Raw genomic sequence first — 11,850 nt, 5'->3', positions numbered from 1 at the left:
TTTTATTTAAATATCATTTAGTTATATTGCAGAACTAAGAGTCTAGTTCCAAAAGTGCGGTTAAAGTTGGTTTAATTCTACAATAAAAAAGCGGAAAGATCTTCATAAAAGGATCAAAAAAATTGCTTGAGGTTTTCGCCAAAAAACGTATAATTTGGCTACTCTTTTTGTAGGGTTTTTTTATAACAGAAAATCAATTAGTTGCAAAACTAGATAAGATAATTTGTATATTTTTAGAAAATAGTTACTTGATTTTGCTGATTCTTATTTGACGAACGCTGATTTTATGAGTAGAATCTCGTTCCTTATTTTGGATAACTTTGAATAACCCTGTTTTCAAGTAATTTGTGTTTTGTTCGCTTTTGCAACGGCATTTGTGAATAAAGCGATCAATAACCATTTTGATTTAGGTAAATTTTAATATGAAACGTACATTTCAACCTTCTGTATTAAAACGTAGTCGTACTCACGGTTTCCGTGCTCGTATGGCAACTAAAAACGGCCGTCAAGTTTTAGCTCGTCGTCGTGCTAAAGGTCGTAAAAGTTTATCTGCTTAATCCTTATGCCTTAGCGTGGTTAAGCTAAACTTTTCTAGGGAGTTGCGTTTGTTGACTCCCGAACATTTCAAATACGTCTTTCAAGAGCCGCTCCGTTCTTCTGCACCTGAAGTCACAATTCTTGCCCGAAAAAATAATCTGACGCATCCACGTTTAGGTCTTACTGTGGCAAAAAAACATTTGAAAAGAGCCCACGATCGTAATCGTATTAAACGTTTATGCCGTGAAAGTTTTCGTTTATTACAGCATAGTTTACCTAACTATGATTTTGTGATTGTGGCAAAAGCAGGTATTGGCAAGTTAGATAATCCAACTTTAACCCAAACTTTGGATAAATTATGGCAACGTCACATTCGATTGGCGAAAAAGTTCTCATCAAACTAATTCGTGTTTACCAAATTGTGCTAAGTCCGTTAATTGGACCTCGTTGTCGCTTTGTACCGACCTGTTCTTGTTATGGTATTGAAGCAATAAAAACGCACGGAGCAATAAAAGGGGGTTGGCTTACGCTTAAACGTATATTAAAATGTCATCCTTTAAATGCTGGTGGATTCGATCCTGTTCCACCAAAAAATGATAACAATAATCACAAAGAGAACAACTGATGAATAATCGTAGCTTATTAGCTCTTGCTCTACTGTTTATTTCGTTCCTTGTTTACCAACAATGGGAAATTGACAAAGCACCGAAACCAGTGGCACAACAAACCACAGTTTCTGCTGTATCTAATGATACGCCAACCAGCTCAACTGCATCTGCATCAATGGTTGATGGAACGACTCAAGGTCGTATTATCACCCTAACCAATGACGTATTTAGCTTAAAAGTGGATACTTTAGGCGGTGATGTGGTGGCAAGTAGCCTATTAGATTATGCAGCAGAACTCAATAGCCAAGAACGTTTAGTATTATTAGAAAATAATCCGAACAAAGTTTATGTTGCACAAAGTGGCTTAGTGGGCAAAAACGGGATTGATAGTGCGGCAGGTCGTGCAGCGTATCAAGTAGATGGCGATAACTTTACACTAGCTGATGGTCAAAATGAATTACGAGTGCCACTAACCTTTAGCCAGAATGGTGTGACTTATCATAAAGTCTTTGTGTTAAAACGTGGTGAATACGCAGTTGAAGTGAATTATGAAATTCAAAATAATAGCGACACAGCGATTGAAGTACAACCTTATGGTCAGTTAAAACACACTTTAGTGGAAAATTCAGGCAATATGGCGATGCCGACCTATACTGGTGGTGCTTATTCTTCAGCCGAAACTAACTATAAAAAATACAGTTTTGAAGATATGGGGAAAAATAACCTAGCGATTAATACTAAAGCGGGTTGGATTGCAATATTACAACATTATTTCGTGTCTGCTTGGATTCCGAATCAAGATGCAGATAATCAACTTTACACTAGCACCAATAACGGCATGGGTTTTATTGGTTATCGTGGACCGACTGTGACTGTTCCAGCTGGAGCAAGTGAAACGATCAAAAGTCAACTTTGGACAGGTCCTAAATTACAAAATAAAATGGGCGACGTAGCAAACCACCTTGATTTAACCGTTGATTATGGTTGGGCGTGGTTTATTGCAAAACCATTATTTAAATTGTTAACCTTTATTCAAAGTATTGTAGTGAATTGGGGTGTGGCAATTATGTGTGTTACTATCATTGTGAAAGGGATCTTATACCCACTCACTAAAGCACAATACACCTCCATGGCGAAAATGCGTATGTTACAACCAAAAATGCAGGAAATGCGTGAACGTTTCGGCGATGATCGTCAACGTATGAGTCAGGAAATGATGAAATTGTACAAAGAAGAAAAAGTCAACCCAATGGGCGGTTGCTTACCGATTCTTGTGCAAATGCCAATTTTCATTGCGTTATACTGGACATTTATGGAAGCGGTAGAGTTACGTCATGCTCCATTCTTGGGTTGGATTCAAGACTTATCGGCACAAGATCCGTATTATATTTTGCCATTGTTAATGGGAGCATCAATGTTCCTGTTACAAAAAATGTCGCCAACCCCTGTGGCAGATCCAATGCAACAAAAAGTGATGACCTTTATGCCAGTGATCTTCACTGTTTTCTTCTTATGGTTCCCGTCAGGCTTGGTGTTATACTGGTTAGTGTCTAACTTAATCACCATTGTTCAACAACAGTTGATTTATCGTGGATTAGAGAAGAAAGGGTTACATTCTCGTAAATAATCAGAACTGGAATTAGATTAAAAATAAAAGGTATCGCAAGATACCTTTTACTTTAGGTGGGAAGCTAGATTATACTGATTATTATGGCATCACAACAGCGTGATAATGTAATTTATCAATAGCATTAATTAATTGTTCATTGGTGACTTTTTCGTCTGCTACGATTTTTACTAATCGATCATTAAAATTGCCTTTAGTCGAAATCACACCGTCAATCGCTCGCAATTCCTTATTCACTAAATACACACAAAGTTGGCAATTCATTTCTTCAATATGCAGTGTCATTTGCTTTTCTGCGCCGAAACTGACCGCAGAAAATAAGCTGATCATGCTAAAGATCAATCTTTTTTTCATTCTAAACGCTCCAAAATAAACGGCAATAAAGTCGGATAACTTAACAAAAAAATAATCAACACAAATAGAACCCAGTAGCACCATAACAAGGTTTTACGAGATAAATATTTCGTGCAAATGATCTTTTTTGAAAAGACTAATAACCAAAAACCATAGCTGAATGCAGCAAGCGATAAAATTAACATTGGAATACGTAAGTAATCCAGTTGGTTTAGCTCAATTAGCCAACTAGATGAAACCCCGAATAGCAAATAAATCAGCGGAGCAATACAGCACAAACTCGATGTAACAGCAGCCACTACTGCCGTTACACAAGCGGTAAAAAAGGATTGGTTATAATTCTTTTGAGATAAATTCATAACCGAATTCTTTCGCATCATAAGAATTTAATGGATCACCGCCGACTTCTGCATAAGGGTAGCCGAAGTTATTGATTGGGGCAAGTTCTGGTATTGGGTAAAGGTTAAAATCACGGGCGTGATTAAAGCCTATCCAGTTGGCTTCCCAGTTACCGAATAAGTATTTAGCCACGGCTTGAGTGTCTTTATCGTCCACAGCTTTTTTCTCAGTTAAACGATATTTTGCCACGTCAGCAGAATCCACAGGTACCCAACCAAAGCCAGCTAAATAAAATTCCGCACGGCAATGTTGTCCACCGTTTTCATTTGCCACTTTGTCTTTCGCACCGCCAAAGGCTGATTTGGAATATTCACCCATTTTCACCGCTTGCCCTAAACGAATCCCAAACACTTCACGGGCAGGAATATTCGCCGCTCGAGCCAATGCCACAAACACTGAATTAATATCAGTACATTTGCCTTTCAACACGCCAGTGGTGAGAATTTTTTCCACATCACCATCACCACAGCCTAACACGGAATTATCCCGCTCCATATTATTGACGATCCACTGATGAATGCGTTCAGCTTTTTTCAATGGATTGGTTTCACTACCCACAATTTTATCAGCAAATTGCTTTACAATACCATCGGTTTTGATATGTTGAGTAGGTTTTAAATATTGTTGCACATCAACAGAATATTCAATTTTTTCAGGTGTTTGATAATCTTCTAACAGTCCTTGTTGCATAGGCTCACGATCTTGAGTTTGCACTACTAATTTCACATTCAGATGACGTTTTTCCGCTTTTTCATCCCAATTTGCATACAGAGTTTTAGCACCATATTGATTATTTTCACTAATATAGGCGTGTTTGAAATTACCATCAAATTCAATAGATTGCACTTTTTGATAGTCATTATTGAACGGTAACGGAACCCATAAATTAGTTGCTCCCTTTGAACCCTGTGGTACAACGAGATCGTAATTTTGGGTAAATTCATAGGAATGTGTATTGGTGTTAGGATTTGGCACGTTTTGTGCTTGGGCAGAGATTGCACTGCTGAAAAGTGCGGTGATTAAAAATAATTTTTTCATAGATTTCCTTCAAATAAATAAACAGAACCTGTCATATTTAAGTTCAGAGCTGCAAGCAGAATGAACTAGGCATAAGAATACCTGAAATTTGCTAAGAACAAAATATATTTGAATAAAATAATCTTTACTCGTTATCCTTTTTCTCTCCCTTTCCCTTATACATCGACTCAATCTGCTCACGATAACGTTGTAAAATAATTTTACGGCGGAGTTTTAGGGTCGGGGTGATTTCTTCCATTTTGGTGGTGAAAGCCTGTGGTAATAAAGTAAATTTTTTAATTTGCTCAAAGTGAGCCAGTTCTTTTTGCAACTCGTTGATTCGTTTTTCAAACATTTGAATAATATCAGAATGTTTGACTAATTCTAAACGATCTTGATATTTGATATTGAGCTGTTTGGCATATTCTTCCAGACTCTCAAAACAAGGTACAATTAATGCTGAAACGTATTTTTTAGCATCGGCAATAATCGCAATCTGTTCAACAAATTTGTCTTTACCTATTTTCCCTTCGATCATTTGTGGTGCGATGTATTTCCCGTTGGAGGTTTTCATTAATTCCTTGATGCGGTCAGTGATATATAAATTACCGTCAGCATCAAATTCGCCTGCATCTCCCGTTTTTAAGAAGCCATCTTCAGTAAAGGCTTGGGCAGTTTCTTCGGGCTTTTTGTAGTAGCCACGCATCACCATCCCACCACGTACCAGAATTTCGTTATCTTCCCCGATTTTAACTTCTACATCAGGCATTAATGTACCAATAGAGTTTGGGTTAAATTTAACATCGTCCCAGCAAGAAATGGTTGCGGTGGTTTCGGTCATGCCGTAGCCGAGTTTTACATTTAAGCCGATACTGTGGAAAAATACCCCAATGCTCGGTTCTAATTTAGCACCACCACAAGGCATTATTCGAATTCGTCCACCGAGTAGTTGGCGGAGTTTTCTGAACACAATTTTATCTGCTAAAACATATTGTTTTTGCAACAAAAAAGATGGTTTCTTGTCCGCAGCTTTAACGTGAAAATAACGTTCCCCTACACTTAACGCCCACTTAAACAACATTCGGCGATAGAACGGAGATTTTTGTACTTTATCCCAAACTGCGGTGTAAATTTTTTCATAAAAACGTGGTACCGCACACATTATAGTTGGGCGAACTTCGGTTAAAGCCTGACGTACTTGATTAGTGTCTTCTAAATAGACGTTGATTGCTCCACAATGTAAAATATAAGCAATCCAAGCTCGTTCAAAAATATGCGAGAAAGGGAGGAATGATAAAGACACATCTTGTTGGGTTACATCAAGTAATTTGTCATGAGCTTGTAATTGATGGGCTAAATTGGCATAATCAAGCATAACACCTTTCGGTTCGCCAGTGGTACCTGATGTATAAATGAGGGTAAATAGATCATCAAGGGATTTATCCGCAATGCGTTGATCTAATTCTGTTTGTTGATTTTCTGAACCTAGTTGCACAAAATCAGACCAGTGATAGCCTTTTTCACAATAATGCAACGCAATATTGGGTTTCATGGCTACAATTTTTTCTAATTGCGGACATTGATCTAACACTTCCAGAATTTGATCGTACTGTTCTTGTCCACCCACGAACAGAATTTTTATATCTGCATTGTTAATAATAAAGGCAGCTTGATTAGCCGTGTTGGTGGCATAAATCGGAACAGTTACCGCTCGAATCTGTAATGTGGCAATATCAGCGATTGTCCAGTTTGGCATATTATGCGCGAAGATACCGATTTTATCCTGCACTTGAATCTTACAAGCTAATAAGGCACGGCTGATTTCATCAATACGCTGTTGAAAATCATCCCAACACATATCGACCCACTGATCTTGTTGTTTATAACGAAGTGCGGTCTGTTTTGATAGTGTTTTTGCTTGTTGACGAATGCGTTGGATAAAATGGAAATCCATGTTCATTGTTAAAATCCTATTAATTATTTAAGTTTAGCGTACAGGCGTTCGCTAATATAACGATTTGTGAGAATAAAAGCTAGTGAAAAAGTAAGAAAATTACTATACTTAAGGCAACGTTTATTGATAGAGGAAAAATGATGAAAACGTGGAAAGATGTTATTGGTGTAGAAAAACAACAACCTTATTTTCAGCAGATTTTAACTCAGGTTCATCAGGCTAGAGCTGCTGGTAGAATTGTTTATCCTCCACAAAATGAAATATTTAATGCGTTTAAACTAACTGAATTTGAGCAAGTGAAAGTGGTCATCTTAGGACAAGATCCTTATCACGGACCAAATCAAGCACATGGTTTAGCCTTTTCAGTAAAACCGCCCGTTGCTCCGCCACCCTCGTTAGTGAATATGTATAAAGAATTAAGCCTAGAATATTCAGATTTTCAAATCCCAAATCATGGTTCATTGCTAGCTTGGGCAGCTCAAGGTGTGTTATTATTAAACACCGTATTAACGGTAGAGCAAGGACAAGCACATTCGCATGCTAATTTTGGTTGGGAAACCTTTACCGACCATGTGATTGCCAAATTGAATGAACAACGTGAGCATTTAGTTTTTTTATTATGGGGTAGCCATGCACAGAAAAAAGGGCAATTTATTGATCGGCAAAAACACTGTGTGTTAACGGCACCGCATCCGTCCCCATTATCTGCTCATCGTGGCTTTTTCGGTTGTGGTCATTTTAGCAAAACGAATGATTACTTACGCCAACATCAGATCGAAGAAATAGATTGGCGTTTAGACAATATTTAAGGAAAAATATGTTAGCAATAATTTCCCCAGCGAAAACATTAGATTATGAAAGTGCGGTAGAAAATCTTGATTTTTCTCAACCGCAGTTAACGGAATATAGTGAAAAATTAATTAACATTTGTCGTCAGCTTAGTCCCGCACAAATTGGCTCATTAATGTCGATTAGTGATAAATTAGCAGGATTAAATGCAGCACGTTTCGCAGAATGGAAAACCGAACATAATGAACAAAATGCTCGAGCAGCCATTTATGCCTTTAAAGGTGATGTTTATACGGGATTAGAGGTTGAAACCTTAAATAAAGATGATATTCAATTTGCTCAACAACATTTACGTATGTTATCAGGGCTTTATGGTTTATTACGCCCGTTAGATTTAATGCAACCCTATCGTTTAGAAATGGGTACAAAATTGCATAATCCACAAGGTAAGGATTTATATCAATTTTGGGGAAATGTAATTACTAACGCATTACAGCAAGCGATTGAGCAGCAAGGTGATAATGTGTTGATTAATTTAGCATCGGATGAATATTTTAAAGCGGTGAAAACAGATTTATTAAAGGCGGAAATTATTAAGCCAGTATTCTTAGATTTAAAAAATGGTAAATATAAAGTGATTAGCTTTTATGCGAAAAAGGCACGTGGCTTAATGTGTCGCTATATGATTCAACATCGTTTGACTCAAGCGGAGCAATTAAAGCACTTTGATTTAGGCGGATATTGGTTTGATGAAACTGCTTCACAGAGTAATGAATGGGTATTTAAACGGGATTTAGGTGAGTAAAATAATGAAAAAAATAACCGCACTTTTAGCAATTTTATTGCTGTCAGGTTGTGTTACACAGACAATATCAACCGAACAAGAACAACAGGTTAAATTAAATGCACCAAAACAAATTAAACATAATAATAAAAGCTATTTGTTAAAATCAACCCAAGACTTGGGTTCAATGGCACATTATGTCTATTTTACTAAAAAAGGCAGTGGTAAAAACTGGAGAACAGCTGTGGAATTATTGCACGATCGTAATGTGCAAAATATGTCTTTGCAAGAACGGATTAAATTAAGAGAAAAAGTTTATAAAAACAATGAGGTGAAGTACTTTAATTTGACTACAGAAAAGGATACTTTATATGCTTTTGTGATTTATGAACCGAATGCAAACCAAAATAATTGGCAGTTGGAAGTAGCTCGTGCTTCTGATGTAGCAGGCTGTGGATTTGTGCAATATCAATATTCACTAAAAGTGCCACAATCTCGCAAATTAGCCAATATGGGAAAAGTGAAGTTGATCGGTTATTTGAAAAAGTATGCCATTGATAAAGAAATGGCACGTTTACATAAGCTAAAATGGAATTGGCATTGTACTTTACCTAAAGTTATTTCCACGCCGAATACAAAAGGTTAAACTAGATCAAAATTTATAGAGAAATTGCTAAATTTTACTAGAGCCATAGTGCTGAATAGTGTAATCTTAGCACGAAAAATTTTCTCGGATTTTCAATATTAGATAAAGGTAATAAAAATGATTAAAAAAATTGCAGTGTTAACCAGTGGTGGCGATGCACCAGGTATGAATGCCGCTATTCGTGCGGTGGTTCGCTCAGCATTAGATGAAGGTTTAGAAGTTTATGGTATTTACGATGGATACCGTGGTTTGCATCAAAATAAAATTAAACAATTAAATCGCCATAGCGTATCAGATATTATTAATAAAGGCGGCACGTTCTTAGGTTCTGCTCGTTTCCCTGAATTTAAAAATCCTGCAGTACGTGCAGAATGTGCTGAAATTTTACGCTCGCATGGTATTGATGCGTTAGTGGTTATTGGTGGTGATGGTTCTTATACTGGAGCAAAATTATTAACCGAAGAACATGGTTTCCCTTGCATCGGTTTACCAGGGACGATTGATAATGATATTCCAGGTACAGATTATACTATTGGTTATCAAACTGCGTTAGAAACCGCAGTCGTTGCTATTGACCGCTTACGTGATACCTCAAGTTCACATCATCGTATTTCGATTGTAGAAATTATGGGTCGTCATTGTAGTGATTTAACTTTATCCGCTGCTATTGCAGGGGGCTGTGAGTATGCGATTCCTGCTGAATTAGGCTTTAATAAAGAAGAATTAATTCAGCACATTGAAGATAGTTTTGCGAAAGGTAAAAATCACGCTTTGATCGTGATTACTGAATTAGTCACAGATGTACATCAATTAGCGAAAGATATTGAGGCTCGTGTTGGGAATGAAACGCGTGCCACAGTGTTAGGTCATATTCAACGCGGTGGTTCACCATCGGCATTTGACCGTATTTTAGCTTCTCGTATGGGGGTTTATGCAGTAGATCTTCTCATGCAAGGTGAAAAGGGACGTTGTGTTGGCATTAAAAATGAAAAATTAGTTCATCATGATATTATTGATGCGATTGATAATATGCGTCGTCCGTTTAAAGCAGATTTATTAGATGTGGCGAATAGATTAGTTTAATTTAATCAACATGTTAAGGCGTATTTTAAAATACGCCTTTTTTATGCGATGCCGATTAATTTATGGGTCTGAATACTCAACTGCCATTTCGGTTTATTGGGGCGTTGATTCAGTTTTCCCAAATGGGTAATGGTTTCCAGTAGATTCATTTTGCCATTAATTTCGCAAGGGGAAAGATAATAATATTCTGCTTGAATTTTACTTTCAATTAATTGGCAAAAGGTTTGTACATTTTCATCTTTTTCATCCACCACAATGCGTACTTCATGGGCAAAAGGAATACAGCGATTGGCATATTTTTTTGCATACATGGCTTTGGGACTAGTGGCAATATAATCAATTTGTGAGGGGATTTCTTTTAGTCCGTTGGTTTCCATTGCAAGAAAATAATCTTCTGCTTTTAAACGATCCAATAATAAGGAAATACCTGCCTGAATAGTGGGTTCTCCGCCAGTAATGATAATATTCTTTGCTGAAAAAGACCGCACTTTTTGTAGAATTTGGCTCAAACTCCATTGCTCAAATTGGTTGTAATTAGTGTCACACCAAGGGCAAGCGAGATTACATTTGCCAAAACGCAAAAAAATACTTGGCATTCCTGTATTTGCCCCTTCCCCTTGTAGGCTTTCAAAAATTTCGACAATGGGAAATTTGGGTTCATTAATTAAATGCACTGCGATTATTCCCGATATTCACAAAAGGAAGTCGGAGTTTCCCATAAACGAATAGCAGAAATAGGTAACTCATTTTTTAATCGATTAAATATAAAACGAGCCATTTCTTCCGCCGTAGTACGCATCGGAATACCAAAGGTCTTTGAATCTAATTCATTGAGTAAATTCGCAATTTTACATTCTCTTTGGCTGGTGGTGTCATAAATAAAAGCATGATCCATGGGATCTAAAATGGCTTTTTTTACCACGGTTTTGACATCAGTAAAATCAATCACCATACCTTTTTTTGCTCCGCCCGCCACTAAATCACCACTCACTTCTACTTGTAATTTGTAGGTATGACCGTGCAAATTTTGGCATTTACCATCATGACCGTCCAAAATATGTGCCATATCAAAACTAAATTCTTTAGAAACTTTAAACATTGTTATCCCCCATTGGTGTAGAAATTGCCGAATTTTTATGTTCAATTTCTTCAGCATTTTTCACCGCACTTTTTAATGCTAAATATTCATTTAACCCTTTGTTGCGTAATTGGCAACTCGGGCATTCACCACAACCACCGTCAATACCTAAGTAGCAAGTGTGGCTATGTTGTTGGACATAATCTAACACACCAAGTTCATCGGCAAGCTGCCACGTCTGGGCTTTGGTTAAATACATCAATGGTGTGATGATACGGAAATTGTAGTCCATGGCTAAATTTAGTGTCACATTCATGGATTTAATAAATACATCACGGCAGTCTGGATAACCGCTAAAATCTGTTTCACAGACACCCGTGATAATATCGGTAATGCCTTGCCCTTTGGCATAAATAGCGGCATATAGCAAAAATAACGCATTGCGACCATCAACCAAGGTATTCGGCACGCCATTTTCGCCCGTTTTAATTGGGGTATCACTCATCATTGCATTGGCAGAGAAAATTTGCGTGCTTTCCATATCAATTAGCGTTTGCTTGATCCCAAGATCTTGGCAAATCCATTGAGCTTTATCTAATTCAATAGCGTGGCGTTGCCCATATCTGAAAGTAATGGTTTCGACATTTTGTTTTCCATATTGCTGAATAGCTTGAATTAAGCAAGTGGTAGAGTCTTGTCCACCCGAAAAAATAACCACCGCTTTGCGGTCATTATTGGGATTTGAGAGTTGCATTGTTTTTCCTTAGTTTTTTTGCGTGGGAGGTTTGCGAACCACGTTGTTATTCATCATATAAAAGTGCGGTGCATTTTAGCAGAGATTTGTACTGATGTATAATAAATTCCTTGTCATTAATAACGCATAACATTATTATTAACGCAAAAGGTTAAATGAGAAAATCAGATGATTACGGAATTTCGTTATGAGAGAAGTCGCCCTAATTCACCCTGATGAA

15 protein-coding genes and 1 riboswitch are annotated in these 11,850 nt (G+C 37.2%); of the genes, 8 read left to right on the top strand and 7 right to left on the bottom strand.

Features of this window, described 5'->3' with window-relative positions; all coding sequences use genetic code 11:
• The first annotated feature begins 422 nt into the window (after positions 1 to 422).
• Genes rpmH through yidC form a run of 4 tightly spaced genes read left to right on the top strand, consistent with a single transcriptional unit; the run spans position 423 to position 2,772 of the window.
• Positions 423 to 557 carry a 50S ribosomal protein L34 gene (rpmH, locus tag O1Q80_RS10570; RefSeq protein WP_005539760.1) on the top strand — a complete coding sequence of 45 codons (135 nt, stop codon included), beginning with the start codon at positions 423 to 425 and terminating at the stop codon, positions 555 to 557.
• A gap of 15 nt (positions 558 to 572) precedes the next feature.
• Positions 573 to 941 (top strand): ribonuclease P protein component, encoded by a 369-nt coding sequence (gene rnpA / locus O1Q80_RS10565; protein WP_386687774.1) that lies wholly within the window; start codon positions 573 to 575, stop codon positions 939 to 941.
• Entirely contained in the window at positions 896 to 1,162 is a 267-nt protein-coding gene (gene yidD, locus O1Q80_RS10560; RefSeq protein WP_386694940.1) for a membrane protein insertion efficiency factor YidD, read from the top strand. The genes rnpA and yidD overlap by 46 nt, the downstream gene beginning before the upstream one ends.
• Positions 1,159 to 2,772 carry a membrane protein insertase YidC gene (gene yidC / locus O1Q80_RS10555; protein WP_386696200.1) on the top strand — a complete coding sequence of 538 codons (1,614 nt, stop codon included), beginning with the start codon at positions 1,159 to 1,161 and terminating at the stop codon, positions 2,770 to 2,772. Before yidD ends, yidC begins: the two co-directional genes overlap by 4 nt.
• An 81-nt stretch (positions 2,773 to 2,853) precedes the next feature.
• Here the strand turns inward: yidC and O1Q80_RS10550 are convergent, their stop codons facing one another.
• The 4 genes from O1Q80_RS10550 to O1Q80_RS10535 form a co-directional block, all read right to left on the bottom strand.
• Positions 2,854 to 3,126, bottom strand: coding sequence for a heavy-metal-associated domain-containing protein (locus O1Q80_RS10550; RefSeq protein WP_386694938.1), 273 nt, complete (start codon positions 3,124 to 3,126; stop codon positions 2,854 to 2,856).
• The gene (locus tag O1Q80_RS10545; protein ID WP_386694937.1) at positions 3,123 to 3,485 is read right to left on the bottom strand and encodes a mercuric transporter MerT family protein; all 363 of its coding nucleotides are present in this window, start codon (positions 3,483 to 3,485) and stop codon (positions 3,123 to 3,125) included. Before O1Q80_RS10545 ends, O1Q80_RS10550 begins: the two co-directional genes overlap by 4 nt.
• On the bottom strand, positions 3,460 to 4,563 hold the full coding sequence (locus O1Q80_RS10540) for a transglutaminase-like domain-containing protein (RefSeq protein ID WP_386694936.1): 1,104 nt from the start codon (positions 4,561 to 4,563) through the stop codon (positions 3,460 to 3,462). The genes O1Q80_RS10545 and O1Q80_RS10540 overlap by 26 nt, the downstream gene beginning before the upstream one ends.
• A 124-nt stretch (positions 4,564 to 4,687) precedes the next feature.
• Positions 4,688 to 6,502: an AMP-dependent synthetase/ligase gene (locus O1Q80_RS10535; RefSeq protein ID WP_386694934.1), complete on the bottom strand. Its 1,815-nt coding sequence runs from the start codon at positions 6,500 to 6,502 to the stop codon at positions 4,688 to 4,690.
• A 134-nt stretch (positions 6,503 to 6,636) separates the two neighbouring features.
• Here O1Q80_RS10535 and ung point away from each other — a divergent pair, with 134 nt between their 5' ends.
• The 4 genes from ung (at position 6,637) to pfkA (ending at position 9,798) form a co-directional block, all read left to right on the top strand.
• On the top strand, positions 6,637 to 7,305 hold the full coding sequence (gene ung / locus O1Q80_RS10530) for a uracil-DNA glycosylase (RefSeq protein WP_386687762.1): 669 nt from the start codon (positions 6,637 to 6,639) through the stop codon (positions 7,303 to 7,305).
• Between the two features lie 8 nt (positions 7,306 to 7,313).
• The gene (yaaA, locus tag O1Q80_RS10525; RefSeq protein WP_386694932.1) at positions 7,314 to 8,090 is read left to right on the top strand and encodes a peroxide stress protein YaaA; all 777 of its coding nucleotides are present in this window, start codon (positions 7,314 to 7,316) and stop codon (positions 8,088 to 8,090) included.
• Positions 8,091 to 8,094: 4 nt separating this feature from the next.
• Complete coding sequence (locus tag O1Q80_RS10520; RefSeq protein ID WP_386687758.1) at positions 8,095 to 8,715, top strand: 6-phosphofructokinase; 621 nt, start codon at positions 8,095 to 8,097, stop codon at positions 8,713 to 8,715.
• 117 nt (positions 8,716 to 8,832) lie between these two features.
• Positions 8,833 to 9,798 (top strand): 6-phosphofructokinase, encoded by a 966-nt coding sequence (gene pfkA / locus O1Q80_RS10515; protein ID WP_386694930.1) that lies wholly within the window; start codon positions 8,833 to 8,835, stop codon positions 9,796 to 9,798.
• Positions 9,799 to 9,839: 41 nt separating this feature from the next.
• Here the strand turns inward: pfkA and O1Q80_RS10510 are convergent, their stop codons facing one another.
• From O1Q80_RS10510 to queC, 3 genes are read right to left on the bottom strand one after another with little or no spacing between them, the layout of a single operon-like run.
• Positions 9,840 to 10,478, bottom strand: a complete 639-nt coding sequence (locus O1Q80_RS10510) for a 7-carboxy-7-deazaguanine synthase QueE (RefSeq protein ID WP_386696198.1) — start codon at positions 10,476 to 10,478, stop codon at positions 9,840 to 9,842.
• Positions 10,478 to 10,897 (bottom strand): 6-carboxytetrahydropterin synthase QueD, encoded by a 420-nt coding sequence (gene queD, locus O1Q80_RS10505; RefSeq protein ID WP_386687752.1) that lies wholly within the window; start codon positions 10,895 to 10,897, stop codon positions 10,478 to 10,480. The genes O1Q80_RS10510 and queD overlap by 1 nt, the downstream gene beginning before the upstream one ends.
• The gene (gene queC / locus O1Q80_RS10500) at positions 10,890 to 11,630 is read right to left on the bottom strand and encodes a 7-cyano-7-deazaguanine synthase QueC (RefSeq protein ID WP_386692393.1); all 741 of its coding nucleotides are present in this window, start codon (positions 11,628 to 11,630) and stop codon (positions 10,890 to 10,892) included. The genes queD and queC overlap by 8 nt, the downstream gene beginning before the upstream one ends.
• Positions 11,631 to 11,633: 3 nt before the next feature.
• A riboswitch (PreQ1 riboswitch) is annotated at positions 11,634 to 11,678 on the bottom strand.
• Positions 11,679 to 11,850: the final 172 nt, after the last annotated feature.

Source organism: Lonepinella sp. MS14435, from assembly GCF_042485795.1.
GTDB lineage: Bacteria > Pseudomonadota > Gammaproteobacteria > Enterobacterales > Pasteurellaceae > Lonepinella.
Note: the sequence above shows the minus strand (reverse complement) of the source record. Positions and strands in the feature narration are given on the sequence as shown.

Coding starts and splice junctions, on each gene's coding strand:
- rpmH (WP_005539760.1), top strand. CDS start 423: ATGAAACGTACATTTCAACCTTCTGTATTAAAACGTAGTCGTACTCAC.
- yidD (WP_386694940.1), top strand. CDS start 896: ATGGCAACGTCACATTCGATTGGCGAAAAAGTTCTCATCAAACTAATT.
- O1Q80_RS10550 (WP_386694938.1), bottom strand. CDS start 3,126: ATGAAAAAAAGATTGATCTTTAGCATGATCAGCTTATTTTCTGCGGTC.
- O1Q80_RS10545 (WP_386694937.1), bottom strand. CDS start 3,485: ATGAATTTATCTCAAAAGAATTATAACCAATCCTTTTTTACCGCTTGT.
- O1Q80_RS10540 (WP_386694936.1), bottom strand. CDS start 4,563: ATGAAAAAATTATTTTTAATCACCGCACTTTTCAGCAGTGCAATCTCT.
- O1Q80_RS10535 (WP_386694934.1), bottom strand. CDS start 6,502: ATGAACATGGATTTCCATTTTATCCAACGCATTCGTCAACAAGCAAAA.
- ung (WP_386687762.1), top strand. CDS start 6,637: ATGAAAACGTGGAAAGATGTTATTGGTGTAGAAAAACAACAACCTTAT.
- yaaA (WP_386694932.1), top strand. CDS start 7,314: ATGTTAGCAATAATTTCCCCAGCGAAAACATTAGATTATGAAAGTGCG.
- O1Q80_RS10520 (WP_386687758.1), top strand. CDS start 8,095: ATGAAAAAAATAACCGCACTTTTAGCAATTTTATTGCTGTCAGGTTGT.
- pfkA (WP_386694930.1), top strand. CDS start 8,833: ATGATTAAAAAAATTGCAGTGTTAACCAGTGGTGGCGATGCACCAGGT.
- queD (WP_386687752.1), bottom strand. CDS start 10,897: ATGTTTAAAGTTTCTAAAGAATTTAGTTTTGATATGGCACATATTTTG.
- queC (WP_386692393.1), bottom strand. CDS start 11,630: ATGCAACTCTCAAATCCCAATAATGACCGCAAAGCGGTGGTTATTTTT.